This is a genomic window from Paenibacillus sp. BR1-192 (assembly GCF_029542445.1).
Classification (GTDB): domain Bacteria; phylum Bacillota; class Bacilli; order Paenibacillales; family Paenibacillaceae; genus Paenibacillus_AQ; species Paenibacillus_AQ lautus_A.
Genome location: NZ_CP120718.1, coordinates 3,211,148 through 3,228,069, shown reverse-complemented (window position 1 = coordinate 3,228,069; position 16,922 = coordinate 3,211,148). Strand labels below are relative to the sequence as shown.

Genomic DNA, 16,922 nt, shown 5'->3' with positions numbered 1-16,922 from the left:
AATTTTCTTCTGAGTTCACGTAAAAAAGACTCCTTCAAGGAGTCTTTTTTTAACATAGTATAATGTATGGATACCATCGAAAAGGTCTCCCTTATGCCGATCAAGCTCCAGGCTCCCCTGCGTGATCCGTGACCAGTCGATAGGTTAAGCCCTGTTCTGTTTCAAATGAAACTACGCCTTTGGCGGAGGGCTGTACGGGAATGCTGGCATCGCCTTGGTAAACCGCAATCCCATTTCCAAGTCCATTACTTATGCTTACGCTGCATACATTCCCCAAACGAGACATGATCTCTGCCTCCGTCAGTCTTCCATTCTTCCAGCGAATACCGACTTCAAAGCCGCCTCGTGCCCGCAATCCACGTACCTCGCCTTCCGGCCATTCATCCGGCAGAGCCGGCAGCAGCACGAGTAAGGAGCGATGCGACTGCAGCAGCATTTCCGCAATTCCCGCTGTAGCTGCGAAGTTGCCGTCGATCTGAAAAGGAGGATGCGCTCCTAATAAACTCGCATACACACCTCCATGATCGTAACGTTCCGAGTCCCCGTCCCGCACCAATCTCAGCATATTGGTTAACAGCCGGAGCGCACGGTTGCCGTCACCGAACCGGCTCCATAGCGCCACCCGCCAGCCCAGGCTCCAGCCCGTGCTTTCCTCCCCGCGACGCTCCAAAGAGGTTTGGGCAGCTGCAAACAGTTCCGGGCTTTCTTCCGCAGATAGCTGCCGTCCAGGATAAACCCCGACCAGGTGGGACGTGTGCCGATGAAATACGTCCTCATCCTCGGAGTCATGGGACCATTCCTGCAGCTGGCCGTATCGGCCGACCTGCAGAGGCAGCAAACGTTCGCGTTTGCTGCTCCATTCCTCCCGGAATTCCTCATCCACGCCGAGAATGCCGGCGGCTTCCATGCAATTGGTGAACATCTCCCATATGAGGGAAATATCCATGGTCGCCCCTTCGCTGATGGCCGCCATCCCTTCAGACGTGCGGAATTTATGCTCAGGCGAGGTCGACGGCGAGGTCACGAGATGGCCTGCGTCGTTTTCTATAAGCCAGTCCAAAGCAAATAAAGAGGCTTCCTTCATCAGGGGATAAGCGAACGATCGTAAATAAGCTTCATCGCCGCTGTATGCGTAATGCTCCCATAAGTGCTGCGTCAACCAGATTCCTCCCATTTGCCAAAGCGCCCAGGAAGGATCGCCGTCCCCGTAATTGCCGACCGGTGCGGTATGGGCCCAGATATCCGTATTGTGATGAACGGTCCAGCCCCGGGTGCCGTAATGGACGGCGGCGGTTTCCGCACCGTTTACCGACAGGCTTCTGATCAGCTCCAGCAGAGGCTGATGGCATTCCGCCAAATTGCATACCTCCGCGGGCCAATAGTTCATTTGCACATTGATGTTTAAGGTCCAATTGCTGCTCCACGGCGGCCGGGTTGAGGCATTCCATATCCCCTGAAGATTGGCTGCTTGCGTTCCGGGCCTGGAGCTTGAAATCAGGAGATAGCGGCCATAGTGGAACAGCAGCTCGACCAAGCCTGGATCCCGGGCACCGAATCGCTCGATTCTCTCCTCCGTGTCCATATCTTCTGCAGCCAGCGCCTCGCCTAATCGGAGGCTGACGCGGTCAAACAGGCTGCGATAATCGTTGATGTGCCGATCGCGCAGCTCTGTCCAAGACTGGCTGCATGCGGCTTTCATGGTCCCCGCAGCTACAGCCGAGGCGACAGCCGCCGGGTGATCTCCGCCATCGCGGTGACCTGGAATTTGGTCAAATCCGTTGAAGCTGGTGGCCGCGGTGAAGTAAATGACCGCTTCGCTCGCATCCAGTACATGAATGCCAGCTGCATCCACGGTAACGCGGCCATCCGTTTCGGCCACCGCCAGCCGACCGTTGAAGGCCATTGCAGCGGTATGTTCAGGATCGCCGTAACGGATTGGACGATCAGAGAAAACGTAGCTGGGCTCGACGCGTTCCGGCGCAAATCCCGACATGGCGTACATATCTACTTCGGTCTTTACGGTATAACGCAGCGGACTTTCCAGATAGGCATGAAAGTTCAGGGCGCAAGCAGCGCTCGAGGTTAACCGCAAGGCAATCATCTGGTCCGGGCTGGACGCAAAGCATTCCCTTGTGTAGGTCACCTCGCCGATGCGGTATTCCGTTCGTTGAACGGCATTGGCGATATCCAGCGTTCTTCGGTAAGAATGAAACACGCCTCCATGATCAAACCTGAGGCATAAGTCTCCTAACGGCAGGTAAGATTCCGTATAGGGCCCCATCATCTTGCGCCCTAGCTGATCTGCCTCCATATAACGACCCTGGCTTGCCAGCTCCCGGATCTCCGGCAGCGCTTCCCATGCAGACGGGTTGTTCCAATCCCTGGGATAACCGGACCAGAGCGTATCCTCGTTCAAGCTGATCGTTTCACGCTCCACGCCGCCGTAAACCATGCCTCCAAGACGTCCGTTGCCGATCGGCAGCGCCTCGGTCCAGACCGTCGCCGGTTTCACATACTGCAATTTCATGTTTGCTCCCACTCGCCTTGCCTCCTTTATTTCAATTCGTCATGCTCCAAGTCATTACAGGAAATATCCGTTCCCGTGCAGGCTTCCAAAAGGACGCGTTCGTCCGTACGGGTATTCCCTGCAAGGGCGTGTTTTTCCTGCATCCGAATCACGTTATTTTGGAATATCAGTCCCTCCGTGCTTCTAGCCATTAACCAAGCTTCCCCGGTTGTTTCAAAGCGGTTGCACGCGATCCGAATGTTGCGGTGAACGGCTGCATGATATTGTTTATTCTCCGGCGCAATCCGTATCACGGCATGTCCGGGACCGCCGCAATTCACAAACCGGTTATCCACGATGCTCATATCCGTTACGGCGCCCGATTCGTACCAGGAAGATGCATCCGCTGCGACCAGTATCGCGCTCATCTGCATGTTCAAGAAGGTGTTATCCCGAATCACGATCCGCCGCGGCGTCGTAGCCAGAATTCCGCGCGTGGGAATCCGGGCGAATGTATTGCCGACAATTTCGACCTCCGGCGTCCAAGTCATATTTTCAAGGACGTCCCGTTCTCCGATGTCAGCGGGAACCGCGTTTTCCAACGTGAGCAGCCATTCGCGCGGCGACTTCATGGCGACAGCGGCGACTCGTCCGAAAGCGTAAGGGTTCAGCGTATCCGCGTTTACGAACGCAACCTCATCTTCCGGCAGAAAAGCAGAAAATCCGTAAGTCTGCGGATGCATAAACCTGACAAGCAATGGATTGGAGTCTGGTCTACCAACGATCCGAAGATAGGTGCCGTGGACATTGATCCCATCATCATGCGCCCCTGCAAACCGACTATTCCGAATCGAGACCTTCCCCCTGCAGCCCGACAAGTGGATGAAATCCGCAAATCCCGCCACCGTGCGGCCGGTCTCCGGACGCGGCGTCAGATCCAAGCGTTCAAAGGTCAGATTGGCGCTGAACTGTCCAACCACGCCCAGTCCATGCATGAAATGCAGACCCACGTCGCTGAACGTCACCCCGGAGCTTTGGGTGATCAACATGCCAACCTGGTCCCGAATGCCGTCGCGCATTTGCACGATCGTACCTGGAGCCATTTGAGGAGGTGGTTGATTTCCAAAATGAAACCGAAGCCGACGCGGCGACAACTCCTCGGTAAACACCACCCGCTCCAGCCAATTGTCCACGCGCCAGGCAGCACCCAAATCCGCACTGCATAACTGCATCGGTCCTTCGCGAAAACGCCAGCCTTCGCCCACCCATTCGAATTTGCCTTCAGCGCAATCATAGCGTGAATCCGGGTGAACGGTTGCCTCAAGATAAGCATCGGCGCACCGATCCACTGTCATTTCGGTCACGGTCGGGGCGGCGTAATCCCAATGCAGGTTGCGAATTTCAATATTCGTGCAGCCATCGAGGACAAGCATCGTCTGCTTTCCGTGGAAAACAAACAAAGCGCCGTTCCCCTCGAGCGTCACGTTGTGCAGATCCTTAAGCCAAATCCCGATCGTTTTGGTCACATCCGGATTCTCTTCCTCGCTGGTTGTATTCGTGATATAATACGCTTCCCTATCGGCCGATATAGGATAAAAATGATAGCAGCCCGGCGGTATGTCCAGAATGACCGAGCCTTCCATTGCCCTGGCGGCTTCTATCGCGCGTTTCATGGCAGGCTGCGCATCCGGGTTATTCGAGTCCTCGTAATCCCGCAAGGAAAGGATAATCGGAGCTGTAGTGTTTTGATTTCCAGGCATATGCAGTGACAACACCTCCCATTATTAGTAACAGCCTTTTGCGGGCTTGGTGGGACCCATCGCGAAAAATCCGCGGTATTCGCCTAATTCGCTAGCAGCTTCAGCACGCGCATGCCCGTACCCTGGCTTCGCTTATCCTTGAGTCCTGTATTGCGAACCATGATCGAAATCGACCCGCGCGCTTGAAATCTCGGAAAGTGTACGCTGACTAGCCGATAAGCGTTCAAGCACCACTCGTCGAAGGGATTGACCCGTACGATGGACCCGCCGTTGATCGAGTATTCAAAGATTCCGGTGTCGGGTCCGCATAACAGCAGCTGTCCGCTGCTTTGTCCCACCAAGGTGAACGTATACGAAGCGTCCGGATGATCAGAGTACCGGTGATCTGTCGCGTAACGCCAATTCATGAGCTTTGAACCTGACGGCAGTTCCCGGATTTGAAAATCCCCGGTATAATCGGCTAGCTCATATGGGAGCATTTCGGCATATTCGTAGTTCCCCGCCAGCAGCGGTTCTGCGGGCAAATGTCCGCAATGATTGAGCATCAAGGAGTCACCCTCTGACGACAGCAGCTCCTTCAAATATCCCTGCAAAAAACCGGCGTATATCTCATGCCCCTCATCGTTCGGATGGTATCCATCAGGTGCAAGCGATGACCAAGCGACCTCACCGTTAGTCAGCATGCCATAAATGCCGGCGGCAAAATCGACGGAAGGAATGCCGTAATGCTCGGCCACTTCTTCGTGAACGGCAATGGGATACGGCCGGATACGGGCCAGGTTTCGCTCCGACCCGGTATAAATGAAACATAGATCCGTTCCGGGTGAAAGACGACGGCATTGGCGTACAATTCCCTCCATTCCTCTGATGGATTCTTCCCGGTCGCTCCCGTCATTTACGCTGAATTCCACGAATAGCAAATCGATGTTCCCGACGCTCAGCACGTGCTCTCGAAGACGGTGAGCTCCCAGCGAAGAATCCGTCCCCCCGACACCTGCGTTAATGGAGCGAATCCGCGAACTTCCGAAACGTTCTCTTAAATAATGAGCCGTTAAAGCACGCCAGCTGGTCTTATCGGCCGCTGAAGCGCCGGCTCCCTCCGTGATGGATCCGCCCAGAAAGGCAACCGTCACCTGTTCTTTCCCTGCAAGTTTGGCTTTAACATGAGGCAGCCCTTCGCGATGAACGATGAATGCGGTACGGTCCCTGCCTTTGTTATAATCCGACACATGATCACCTTCCCTCGTTTCATTCCTGTGTCTTCTCCATAGATACCCTTGAAACAGAGAAAATGCGGAGTGGCCGATCGGTTTAGACCGGCACCCGCATATGGATGTTGGAATGACTTCATGACAGCCGCAGTTGCTTAGCAATCCTTCGATTATTTGGCGGATTGATCGTAAGCCGTCTGCAAAATTTCGAGATAACGATCCAGTTTCAGATCCTTCAATCCTTTGACGTAAGCGTCCCAATCCTTGTTCAGATCCTTGTTGCCCGTAATGAATTGCAGCTGGTTTTGCTCAATATAGTTTTTAAGGTTGGTCTGAAGCATGCTGGCTTCATCGATGACGCTCGGATCGATCCAGATCGACCAGATCGGAAAGATCTCCTTCGGCTCATGTCCTTGATACAGCAGCGAAGCATTATACAATCTGCGCTCATAGCCGTCGGATGCATAAATATCGGTTCCCTGCACCCACGTATCGCGATACTCCTTCGGCATATAGAAATGGCCCATTCCGCTCCAACCCGCATTATGCGGCGTTTCGCCTTCCTTCGTCGGAATGGTCTTGACCATCGGCGTCACGCCCTCGCCGAGCGCTTGATCGCCGGGCTCGGGGTCTGTCCAATCGATCCCTTTCATGCCGGTTGCGGCATTGGTTTGGCCTTCCGGCGTAAACATGTAGTCCACCATCTTGATCAATGCTACCCGGGCTTCTTCACTGGCTTTGTTCGTGATCACGAATTTTGCGCCCGGTGATACGCCGCCCGCATCATGGGTTGCGTATGAAATTCCGTTCGGTCCGCTTAGCGGCGGAAGCGGATTGTAATGCGCCGAACGGGTGTTGCCCGGATCGATGTTCACGAAGATGGCCGGATGCATGCCGGCACCGGCGCCGAGAATTTCAGCGTCCGCATTCTCGCCGATTTTCTTGAATGCCTCCGCATTTTGGGTGAATGCGCCCGGATCGATCAATCCCTCGTCATACAACGATTTGATATAGGTGAGCCCTTCCTTCCATTCCGGCGTGATCGCCGCGGACTCGACCTTGCCGCCATTCATCGTCAAGTAGTTGCGGTCGTCGTCGTAAACGAAGCTGTTCATCAGATAAGGGATAATTCGAACGCCGAAATCCTCCGTTGAACCGCTGAGGGGCACTTCATCCGCCTTCCCGTTGCCGTTCGGATCCTGCGTTTTGAATGCCTGCAGCATGCTTCTGAATTCCTCGGTCGTTTTCGGTTCCTTGAGATTCAGCTTCTTCAGCCATTCGGTATTGATCCACATTTTGTTGGGATAGGAGCAGTGGAAGCATTCGGTGTATGCGCCAAGTCCGTAGATATTCCCATCCGGAGCCGTAACTAGCGCCTTCATTTCCGGCGTAGCTTCCATGGCCGCTTTAATGTTCGGCCCATGCTGTTCAATCAGATCGTTCAGGGGAACGAGCACTCCCTGTTGACCGTATTTGAGCACATCCGCTTGGGAGAATTCATCGATATAGTGCGTCAGCAGATATGCATCCGGATAATCGCCGCTGGCCAGAGAGATTTGGCGTTTCTCCTTGGCGCCGTCGGAGGGATTGATCTGCCAATTGAATTTAATGTTAAACTGTTCCTGGATATGCTTGGTGAATTTGTTCACCGGAATATCGATGCCTGATTCCTGTACGGCAAAAACGCTGATTTCCACGGGTTTCGAGCTGTCCGAACTGCCGGACGCGCTTCCGCCCTGCGGGCTGCTCGGGCTTTCTGTATTTTTGCCTGAGCAACCTGCCATCACGATGCTGCTCACCAATAACAGCATGAGCAAACTGAATAGGCCTTTTTTCAAATGGAATCGCTCCCTTTTTCATTAGAGTCAACACGCAAACGACTAGCTTTACACGATACGGAGCCTCACCTCCCTTCCAACATAAGCAAGCTCAAGTTCCCTTGGCCTGATTCGGCCGTTCCCCTCAAATAGCGATCAGCCTTTCACGGAACCTACGAGCATTCCCTGCACAAAATAGCGCTGCACAAACGGATAAATGACCAGCACAGGCAGGGTGGCAACCACGATCAGCGCATATTTCAGGAGTTCGGCAAGCTGCTGCCTCTCAACCATGGCTAAAGCATCCATCGTTCCCGAACTGTTATTCTGAATGATGATGCTTCGAAGAATCAGCTGAAGCGGAAACAAATCGGCGCTTTTCAAGTAAATCAACGCATTGAAGTACGCATTCCATTGGCCGACCGCATACATAAGCACGAGCACGGCCATAATCGGCTTCGACAACGGGAGGACGATGCTCCAGATAAAACGGATGTCGCTGCAGCCGTCCATCTCGCTGGCCTCCTGCAATTCGTCCGGAATGGAAGACTGAAAGAAAGATCGGGCGATAATCACCTGCCACACCCAAATGGCATTGGGAATGAGCAGCGCCCAGCGAGTGTCGATCAGATGAAGCTCCCGCACGACCATGTAGGTCGGTATCAGCCCCCCGCTGAATATCATCGTAAACGTAATGATCATCATCAACGCGTTGCGTCCGAAAAACGATCTGCGCGACAGCGGGTAGGCAATCATGATGGTCAACACGACACTGATGATCGTGCCAGCCGTCGTGTAGAAAATGGAATTGGCGTATCCGGTCATAATCTCGGGCGTTTTAAAAAGGACCCGAAAGCCTTCGAACGAAATATCGACCGGCCACAACCATACCCGACCCGAAGTAACGGCCGCCGGGCTGCTGATGGAGCTGCTGATGATATAAATCAACGGGTACAATACCGCAATAACGACCAGAAAGAGAACGATGTATACCGTCGTCAGGAAGATGCGGTCGCCTGCGGACTCCTTGATTTTTCTTGTGCCTGCTTGTTGAACTGTCATGCGATAGCTCCTCCTTACCAAATGCTGTTATGGGTCATTCGTTTAGCCAATCCGTTCACGATCAGCAGCAGAATGAGGTTGATCACGGAATTGAAGAGTCCGACTGCGGTTGCAAAGCTGTAGTTGGCATTCAGCAGCCCAATCCGATACACATAGGTTGCAATGATTTCGGAGTTCACCTGATTCAGCGGATTTTGCAGCAGATAGACCTTCTCGAATCCAAGCGCCATCACGTTGCCGACATTCAGAATCAAAATGATGACGATGGTCGGCACAATGCCCGGCAGATCCACATGGCGGATCTTTTGGAAGCGCGAGGCGCCGTCCACCTTCGCCGCTTCATACAGGGTCGGATCAATGCCGGCCAAAGCCGCCAAATAGATCACCGCGCTGTAACCTGCCGTCTGCCAAATATCGGACCATACGTAGATGGAACGAAACATCCCGGGATCGCCGAGAAAGTTCACGGACTCCAGTCCGAAAAAATTCAAAGCCACGTTGGCAAAGCCCAGCCGCGGGGCCAGAAAGAGCATGATGATCGACACCATGACCACCGTTGAAATAAAATACGGCGCGAAGGATACCAGCTGGACGAACTTTTTGAATCGACCGCCCCGGATCTCGTTAATCATTAACGCCAGCACGATCGGAATCGGAAACCCGGCTAAGATGAGATAACCGCTGAGAATGATCGTGTTTTTGACGAGCGTCCAGAATAACGGATTCTCGAAGAACAGCTCGAAGTGCTTGAAGCCTACCCAGGGACTGCCCCATATTCCCTTGATGACGTTGTATTCCTTGAAGGCAAGAACGGCATTCAGCATCGGATAGTACTTAAATATCAGGAAAAACAGCAGCGGCGGAATCACGAGCAGGTACAGCTGCCAATGCTTCCCCAAACTTTTTCGTGCAACATGCCAATAGCCGGTGCTGGTGTTGGTATGGATAACAGGCTCCGACTCGATTACCAATGGCTTCTCCAGAATAATCCCCCCTAATGTAATGTCGGATGATGTGTCGGCATTGATATGATAGCGTTTTCTTTATGTGTCGATCATAGGCGAGAAATCCGGTCCTTGAACAGGTACACTTCGGTCGTTTGGCGTACAAATAACCGCTTTTTCATAGGCCATCCTGTCTCGTCAGGGGCCAAATCCCGGGTATTCGCGTTTTCTTAGCCCAAACAGCCGCATCGTCCAAAGCGACAATGCGGCTAGCGAGGATCAACCCTTTACACGACCTCATGAGACTGACGGTAAGCGCTCGGTGAAATGCCGATGAGCCGCTTGAATGCCCTGCGAAACGAATGGGAGCTGTTATAGCCCACCTGAGCCGCTATTTCATCGACCGTGAGGTTCGTCTCGGCAAGCAGAATGGCCGCCCGATCCATCCGCACCTTGATCAGATGATCGGAATAATTGACTCCGGTTACTTCCTTGAACAATTGGGAGATGTATTTCTCCGGCCGCTCCACGTGCTCGGCCACGCGGTATAAGGTGAGATCCGGATGTGCGTACGTCGCTTCGGTATATTCATAAATCTGTCTGATCAGTTTGGCATGGGAGTCCTTCTTTTTATTGGAAATATATCGGCACAGCTCTCCCATGATCGCGCGGATTTCGTTATGGATCGACTCCAGCGGCTCGGTAAAGCCGATATCGATGATGCGCCTTTTTATGCTTTCAAACCATTCCGACTCCGCAAAAATTTTCTGATCCATTAACTTAAGGAACGTTCCTTTGATTTCACCTACCAGCTGGTGCTTCATCTCGACGGATAACTCCCGCTGATGGAGATTTTGATCCATGATCAGATTGACGATCTTCTCGGCTTCTTCCAGCTCTCCTGCCCGTATCGTGCTGATCAAGCGCTGCTCGGTGTCCAGCGGGTAATAATACGTTGTATTAACGATTCGGGCTTCGCGGTACCACACCGTCTCTTTTTGATTCATGTAGACGGCATATTCAAGAGCCTGCTTTGCCTGTTCAAATGACTGCCCCGCCTCTGAGACCGAATCGAACGGATCGCCGAAACCGGCTTGGAGGAACATTTTATATTCATGCAGCACCTGCTTCGTCAGCGTTCCGACCAACCCCGCAATTCGAAGCTCTTCCTCCGGCCCAGGCTCTCGTTCTTGGTCGGCAAAGAACAAAACCACCATTTTGTCCGAGCCCAGATCCGTCATGGGCAGATTCCCGGCGATTTCGGAAAAGGCCTGTTTCATGAGAAGCCGGGCGGCGTTAAGCTCATTAAGGATCTCCACGCTGTCCATGCCGGCATATCCTTTGATCTGCAGGATGCCGACATAGCCCTTTCCGTTATGCAAGGCAATATCAGCCTGCTGGGCAGCGGAAGCAATTTCGTCCCTCGATTCAAACTCGCCGGCAATCAGCCGTCTCAGGAAAGCATCCCGGACAAACGGCAGCTGACGCGTCAGCTCGTTTTCCAGCTGTTTGTTTTTGCTGATCATATTGGAAATATTCCCGCTCAAAAAGTCGAATTCATTGCGCTCCGTCACCTCATCCCTGCCGAACTGCTCTTTCATGATGCTTATCATTCGATGGATCGGCACGCTGTTCCGATGAGCCAAATACAACCCGAACAGCAGCCCGACGATCATGGCGCCTCCGGTAATGAACCAGGACGCTCGTTTAATTTGATCGGCATTCTCCATTAGGGCGCTGCGGGGGATGCCGGCCTGATAGACCCAACCGCTCTTATCGGAGCGCGTGGTGATCACAAGGTCATTCTTGTAGAACTGGCTGGTTTTGTTCTGATCGAATGCCGGATCGTTCATGATTTGGCTTACATCGGATTCCATGTTTCCTTGAAGAGCAAGCGTATTCCCGTTCCCGTCGTGGATGTGGACCCAGCCGCCGTAGTTGTCGGTTAACCCCGAGAATAATCCGGCAATCGTCCGTGCATCGATCACGACCACAACATTGGCCGGGGAGGAATCGTTAAAGCTATCCAGCGGGAGCGATTGCATGTACGTGATGACCGAGGTTTCGTTGTCCCTTTCCGAAAAGGAAGAGAGCGGTTTGATTTCACTGCGATGGGCTTTCTCCAGGATCTGTTGTTTCCATTCCTCAAAACTGAGATCGTCATAATGAAAAAACTCATAATAATGCTCCGGCCGATAAGAAGAGCCCGACGTTACGATTAAGTCGTAGTTCGCCAAATAGATGTAGTAATGCTGAAGAAAATCGTTGGTTTGACCGAAAGTCAGCACATTGCGCATCGTTCTCCATATGCCGTAAACATCCCTTTGGGCAAGATGATCGTTGAGCAGCACGTTCAGGTCTTGATTGATCGCCAGCTGCCGCGTCATCCCTTCCACTTCCGCCATCCTGTGTCCCAGCAGCTCCTGGCTTTTCTCGAGCTGAACGATGCTGTTCTCAATCGAAATGGATTGCGTTACGGAGATGGAGGTTAAGTAGGATATGTATCCTCCGATGGTGGGAATGAGCAGAATGGCAATATAGGAGATGAGAAAGCTGCGAAAAACCTTCGATTGCTTAAGAATAGATATCCCCCCTTAGGTGATAGCGTTTTCAAAAAATAACGACTCCAGTTCTCCCGCCAGCTATAAATTTGATCATAATGGATGTTTGCGGCGCAAGGGTAGGTACTTCTGCGTATGGCAGGGTACATTTTTCCATACCAGGCCTGCATGCGGCTAAATGACGGAAAGTAACTCCATATTAGGGGAATCGGCAAGCTTGGTAAATATCCGATTGTTAAGGTTCATGATGCTTTATGACAATAACGGAAAATAACCATGCCTTTGGATATTTTGACCATTGTCCACATAAAAAAAAGCCGCGTTTTCACGCGGCAGCTGACATTTAATCCCACCAAAAATACCAGATATCGTGCTTCATTAAATAGTCCGCATAATGTCCAAGCGTCGGAAACCCGTCCATGACATATTGGCAGAAAATAAAATGCTCCTTGGCGAGCCGTAATGCTTCTTCAAACGTTTGGGGTCGTTTTCCGGCCTGAAGAATCCAAGCATCTTCCGAAACGGCCACAATTTTAATCTGATACTTCTGCTGAACATGTTTAAAAATCACCGACTGATGCTCGGGCAGCGGACATTCGTTATAACCTCCCATCGGAACCCACAGCGGTGCTTCATATCCGGCTTCGGCCGGCAGCGTCAGCAGGATCACCTGCTCGTCCTCTTCCACCTTTCCCTGCACCCATGACGTATTCCAGTCAAAGGGCTCGGCATCCGATTCGCCAAACTCTTCGTTGAGCATTTCGCTGCCTTCCCATAATAATGAATAAGAACGATATAATTCCTCAAAGCTCTTGCCTTCTAATTCTTCCGGTTCCAGCGCAATATCCGTATAGGATAATCGCGAAGCCACGATTTTTCCCAATACATCTTTCATGCTTAACCGCTGAACCTGCTCCAGCTCCTTGTTCACGTATTCAGAAAGGGTTTCTTCTTCGCAGATTTCCTCCATCATTTCCACCAGATTGCAGCCGGGAGCGATGAGAATCCTGTGCTCCCCTTCCTTTGGGACAGGGAGCGTTAAGCCATCCAAATCCAAAACTTCAATATCACGTTCGCTTAAATAATTGGCAAGCTCTTCGACCATATGTACACCTCGAATATAGCAGATTTTGAAACCAGTATAAGTTCTTACCCTTAATTTTACAAATGATAGAACCACTTAGATAGTCACTTATAAACAAGCTCAAGAGGACGAGCTTTACGCTCGCCCTCTTGTATATGGACAGACATGTCCATGCTGTAATGGATTAATTGACGGTCAGGGACGCATCGGTTTCTCCTGCCCACTCGCCTACAGGTTTGATGGTATACGTCGATCCCGGCTTCAATTTACTTTCCTGCGTCAAATCGAATATGCCTACGGCTCCTTTTCGGCTTGAATATTTATAGGTCGCAATGTGTTGATTGCCGTCAGCGTCGGTCAATTCCACGCTCCGGCCGGAGAACAGCTCATCCCCCGGATCCTCGGACAACGTGATGGCTATGGAACTGTCGCTGACTGCCTCGTCTCCGACGATGTCCAGCGGAGCAAACGATCCTGCAACGAATGACGGATTGGCGATCTGTGCCCAGTCCGAAGAAATGGTGTAGGTAACGCCCGGCGTCAACGTCTGGCCTTCCGGCAATCGGAATTTCGGCTCTTGCTTGCCGTCGGTGGATTGGGTGAAGGGTACGTATTTGGCCACGATGGGTTGTCCGCCTGCAGGCGTAATCGTAACTTCCCTGGCTTGACCAGAAGATATGATCTGATAGACCTTGCCATCGGCGCTGTTATTCTCATCCAATACGAAGGCATTGGCTCCGCGGCCTCCGCTATAAGCGGAAATAACATAACCGTAGTCGACGACGCCATTCTCCTTGAGCGCCTCCAATTCAAATGTATCCTGGGTGACCTGTCTGGCCTCGGTCATGTCCAGCTTCGTGCTGTTTCCTGTAAATGTACCTGCTGTTTTCCCTTTATAGGTCAGCGTATACGATGTCCCCGGTTTTTGAACGGAAGTTGGAACGATATAGGTGGAAATAGAACCCGTCTTCAGACGCGGCATATTCGTCAGGGCAAGACCGTCGTTAAATTTAAAATCTTCTTTGGCTTTGGCAAACGCCTCATCGTCCGATGTCAATGGAGCATCAAAGGTGACGATCAAGGTGATGGCATTCAGTGCGCGGACGCTCGTGATTTTTGCTTTTTCCGACGGTATTGCGTCATGTGCAATGCTGATCAAATAGGCTGCTTGACCTCGAGTGGCATGACCCTCCTCGGAATAAAAACGCTCAGCCCAGTAATCCACGGACTTCGCATCTCGTTTCAGAGCCTTAGACACCATCTGTACCAGTTCGGCGTGGGTAACGCTTCCCCTTGGATCAAAACGTCCGTCCGGTGCCTGCATAATATCTAGTGCTACCAGCTCAGTTGCGTACCGCTCATACCACGCGTTTGATTTCACATCCGTGAAGCTTGGCTCTGTCTCCGCTTTCCCTTCAAGTCCAAACGCAAGCACCAGCATTTTCGCCAGCTCCGCCCGTGTGATCGGACTTGTTATCCCCATCGTGCCGTCTTGGTAACCCTGCATCACGCGTAGCTGGGACAGCCCTTGAACGGCTTGCTCTATATCTTGGGCAGCGAGCGGCGCTTGTGCAGCATCGGCCTGCAGAACATGAAACGGAAGCGTCGCCGTTCCCAGTGCGGCGGCCAGCATCATGGCCGCCAGTTTATTCGAATACTTCTTCATAAGTAAGTCCTCCCTATCTTCGATGAATATGAACGATAATCGTCATATCTCCATGATAGATGAGAGTCCTAAACTCCCAAGAAATCCGGGATTAAACGTTTCGAAAATATTTATTAACAATTTCTAAACTCATTCAGACCGAAAAACGATAGCCTGCTCCCCATACCGTTTCAATGTACTGCGGGTTGGATGGATCCAGCTCCATCTTTTCGCGCAGCTTTCGGACGTGAACGGTGACGGTAGCGATATCCCCGCTGGAATCCATGCCCCAAATCCGTTCGAACAATTCATGTTTGTTGAACACCCGGTTCGGATGGCTCGCCAGAAATTCAAGCAAATTAAATTCCCGGGTCGTAAACGCGACTTCCTGATTGCGTACGAACACCCTTCGCGCCGTTTTGTCGATGACCAGGCCCCGGATATGAATTTCCGAGCTTGGACTCGGACTTTGCTTGCCCAGAAGCCTTACATATCTCATCAAATGGGCTTTGGCTCTTGCGACTAATTCGCTCGGGCTAAAAGGCTTGGTAATGTAATCGTCGGCACCGAGATTAAATGCACGGATTTTATCGATCTCCTCATTCTTGGCGGATACGATCAGAATCGGGACCTCCTTGTTCTTCCTGATATGGCTGCACAACTCGTAGCCATTCATGCCGGGAAGCTGAAGGTCCACAATGATGAGGCTGTAGTCCTCGTTAAGCGCAAGCTTCAAGCCCTCGTCACCCGTATGGCATAAATCGACGGCAAAACCGTTCAGCTCAAAATAATCCCGCTCCAACTGGGCGATGGTCGTTTCGTCTTCGATGATGAGAATGCGTGTGGCCATGGGTTACCGCGCCTCCTTCCTGTTCGCTCGTTTCAGGGTAAAATACAGGCTTGTTCCGACGCCAAGCTCGCTTTCAGCCCAGATTTGGCCCCCGTGTCCTTCAATGATCTGGCTCGCAATCGCAAGACCCAGACCGCTGCCGCCTGTTGAAGAGTTGCGGGATGACTCGGCCCGGTAAAACCTTTCGAATATATAAGGGATCGCTTCCGGTGCGATGCCTGTACCGTTATCCCGGATTTCAACCGTTACCCATTCCGGAGACAGCCGGATCGAGATGCCGATGTTTTTTTGCCCCTTGTCCATGAAATTCTGGGCATTTCCAATGATGTTGAGCACGGTTCGCTTTAATTTCTCAAGGTCGGCAATGACTTCGACAGGATCACCGGGGCGTTCCTTCCACTCCAGCCGAATGTCCTTCTCCTCCAGAACATAGCGCTGCTCATCGATGCAGTCGTCAATGAAACCGATGATATCGACATGCTCGAACATAAACGGCACCTGCTTCAAATCCAGCTTGGAATACAGAAACAGCTCATCCACGAGTTTATCCAGATCGATGGTTTTGGTGTAGATGATATTCACGTATTTATCCATCTTCTCGGGCGTATCCGCGACGCCGTCACGAATGCCCTCGACATAACCCTTTATATTCGTTATCGGTGTGCGCAGATCGTGTGAGATATTGGAGATCAGCTCTTTTCGGTTCTCTTCGTCCCGGAGCCGGAGCTGAATCGATTCGTGCAGCCGCTTTCGCATATTCTCAAACGTTTCGTTTAGCTGGCCGATTTCGTCCTTCGAATGCATATCCAGGGAAAACTGAAGATTCCCCTCCTTGATGTGTTCGGCCGAATTTCGGAGCAAGTCAAGCGGTTTGACCACACTGCGCGTAATCCAGCGATATAACATCACGTTCGCAACCACGATGATGCCAACGAGACTCAATACAAGGATGGGCAACAGCTTGCGCGTTACCTCGCCGAAAGGACTTCGCTCGCGGATCACGTACACGCTTCCCTTCGTCTCGTCCGAGAACCGGAAGTCGAATTTGGCATAAGCATAAAAGCGTTCACCGATGCTCAGCGTATTGCGGATTTGATTGTTGTTCAGGTCGAATGGAGGGAGATTCGCTTCCAGCTCAGGCTGGTTTAACGTATTGGACTCGTAAACTTGAAGGCTTTCCTTACGGACGTACAGGCCTGCCCGCACGGTTCTCAGCTTAAAATCATATTCCGTCAGCAGCTCTTGATCCAGCAGACCGTCCGGTTCGTTCTTGGCAAGATATTTTAATTCAAGGAAGATAGACTCCTCTTGCTCGGTCAGCGGGTTAACCTGGTAGTGAACTTTATAAAAATCCCGAACCCCGCGAATGTCCCCGGTAGCCGCGACGGTAAACAAACTGGCAGTCAAGACGAACACCAACAAGCTGATGACCAGCATGCCGGTAAAGGACAGCAGCAGCTTGATCCTGATCGACATGCGTCG

11 protein-coding genes are annotated in these 16,922 nt (G+C 52.0%); all 11 read right to left on the bottom strand.

Features of this window, described 5'->3' with window-relative positions:
- Positions 1–100: 100 nt before the first annotated feature.
- The 11 genes from P0X86_RS14435 to P0X86_RS14385 all read right to left on the bottom strand — a co-directional run bounded on the left by P0X86_RS14435 (position 101) and on the right by P0X86_RS14385 (position 16,916).
- On the bottom strand, positions 101–2,527 hold the full coding sequence (locus P0X86_RS14435) for a glycoside hydrolase family 95 protein (protein WP_277749037.1): 2,427 nt from the start codon (positions 2,525–2,527) through the stop codon (positions 101–103).
- A gap of 26 nt (positions 2,528–2,553) precedes the next feature.
- The gene (locus P0X86_RS14430) at positions 2,554–4,266 is read right to left on the bottom strand and encodes a right-handed parallel beta-helix repeat-containing protein (RefSeq protein WP_277748777.1); all 1,713 of its coding nucleotides are present in this window, start codon (positions 4,264–4,266) and stop codon (positions 2,554–2,556) included.
- A gap of 83 nt (positions 4,267–4,349) precedes the next feature.
- A complete protein-coding gene (locus tag P0X86_RS14425) occupies positions 4,350–5,495 on the bottom strand; it encodes an SGNH/GDSL hydrolase family protein (RefSeq protein ID WP_277748776.1) in 1,146 nt (381 codons plus the stop codon).
- Between the two features lie 152 nt (positions 5,496–5,647).
- On the bottom strand, positions 5,648–7,315 hold the full coding sequence (locus P0X86_RS14420) for an extracellular solute-binding protein (protein WP_277748775.1): 1,668 nt from the start codon (positions 7,313–7,315) through the stop codon (positions 5,648–5,650).
- A gap of 135 nt (positions 7,316–7,450) precedes the next feature.
- Positions 7,451–8,356, bottom strand: coding sequence for a carbohydrate ABC transporter permease (locus P0X86_RS14415; protein ID WP_277748774.1), 906 nt, complete (start codon positions 8,354–8,356; stop codon positions 7,451–7,453).
- Between the two features lie 14 nt (positions 8,357–8,370).
- Positions 8,371–9,327, bottom strand: coding sequence for an ABC transporter permease (locus P0X86_RS14410; RefSeq protein ID WP_277748773.1), 957 nt, complete (start codon positions 9,325–9,327; stop codon positions 8,371–8,373).
- A 260-nt stretch (positions 9,328–9,587) separates the two neighbouring features.
- Entirely contained in the window at positions 9,588–11,705 is a 2,118-nt protein-coding gene (locus tag P0X86_RS14405; protein WP_277748772.1) for a helix-turn-helix domain-containing protein, read from the bottom strand.
- Between the two features lie 499 nt (positions 11,706–12,204).
- Entirely contained in the window at positions 12,205–12,966 is a 762-nt protein-coding gene (locus P0X86_RS14400) for a DUF4253 domain-containing protein (RefSeq protein WP_277748771.1), read from the bottom strand.
- 163 nt (positions 12,967–13,129) lie between these two features.
- On the bottom strand, positions 13,130–14,611 hold the full coding sequence (locus P0X86_RS14395) for an S-layer homology domain-containing protein (protein WP_277748770.1): 1,482 nt from the start codon (positions 14,609–14,611) through the stop codon (positions 13,130–13,132).
- A gap of 133 nt (positions 14,612–14,744) precedes the next feature.
- Positions 14,745–15,440 carry a response regulator transcription factor gene (locus tag P0X86_RS14390; protein WP_009592947.1) on the bottom strand — a complete coding sequence of 232 codons (696 nt, stop codon included), beginning with the start codon at positions 15,438–15,440 and terminating at the stop codon, positions 14,745–14,747.
- Between the two features lie 3 nt (positions 15,441–15,443).
- A complete protein-coding gene (locus P0X86_RS14385) occupies positions 15,444–16,916 on the bottom strand; it encodes a sensor histidine kinase (RefSeq protein WP_277748769.1) in 1,473 nt (490 codons plus the stop codon).
- Between the last annotated feature and the right edge of the window lie 6 nt (positions 16,917–16,922).

Excerpts from the sequence above, each read along its gene's own strand:
- P0X86_RS14435 (WP_277749037.1), bottom strand. The coding sequence starts at position 2,527 with ATGAAATTGCAGTATGTGAAACCGGCGACGGTCTGGACCGAGGCGCTG.
- P0X86_RS14430 (WP_277748777.1), bottom strand. The coding sequence starts at position 4,266 with ATGCCTGGAAATCAAAACACTACAGCTCCGATTATCCTTTCCTTGCGG.
- P0X86_RS14415 (WP_277748774.1), bottom strand. The coding sequence starts at position 8,356 with ATGACAGTTCAACAAGCAGGCACAAGAAAAATCAAGGAGTCCGCAGGC.
- P0X86_RS14405 (WP_277748772.1), bottom strand. The coding sequence starts at position 11,705 with ATGGCGGAAGTGGAAGGGATGACGCGGCAGCTGGCGATCAATCAAGAC.
- P0X86_RS14400 (WP_277748771.1), bottom strand. The coding sequence starts at position 12,966 with ATGGTCGAAGAGCTTGCCAATTATTTAAGCGAACGTGATATTGAAGTT.
- P0X86_RS14395 (WP_277748770.1), bottom strand. The coding sequence starts at position 14,611 with ATGAAGAAGTATTCGAATAAACTGGCGGCCATGATGCTGGCCGCCGCA.
- P0X86_RS14390 (WP_009592947.1), bottom strand. The coding sequence starts at position 15,440 with ATGGCCACACGCATTCTCATCATCGAAGACGAAACGACCATCGCCCAG.
- P0X86_RS14385 (WP_277748769.1), bottom strand. The coding sequence starts at position 16,916 with ATGTCGATCAGGATCAAGCTGCTGCTGTCCTTTACCGGCATGCTGGTC.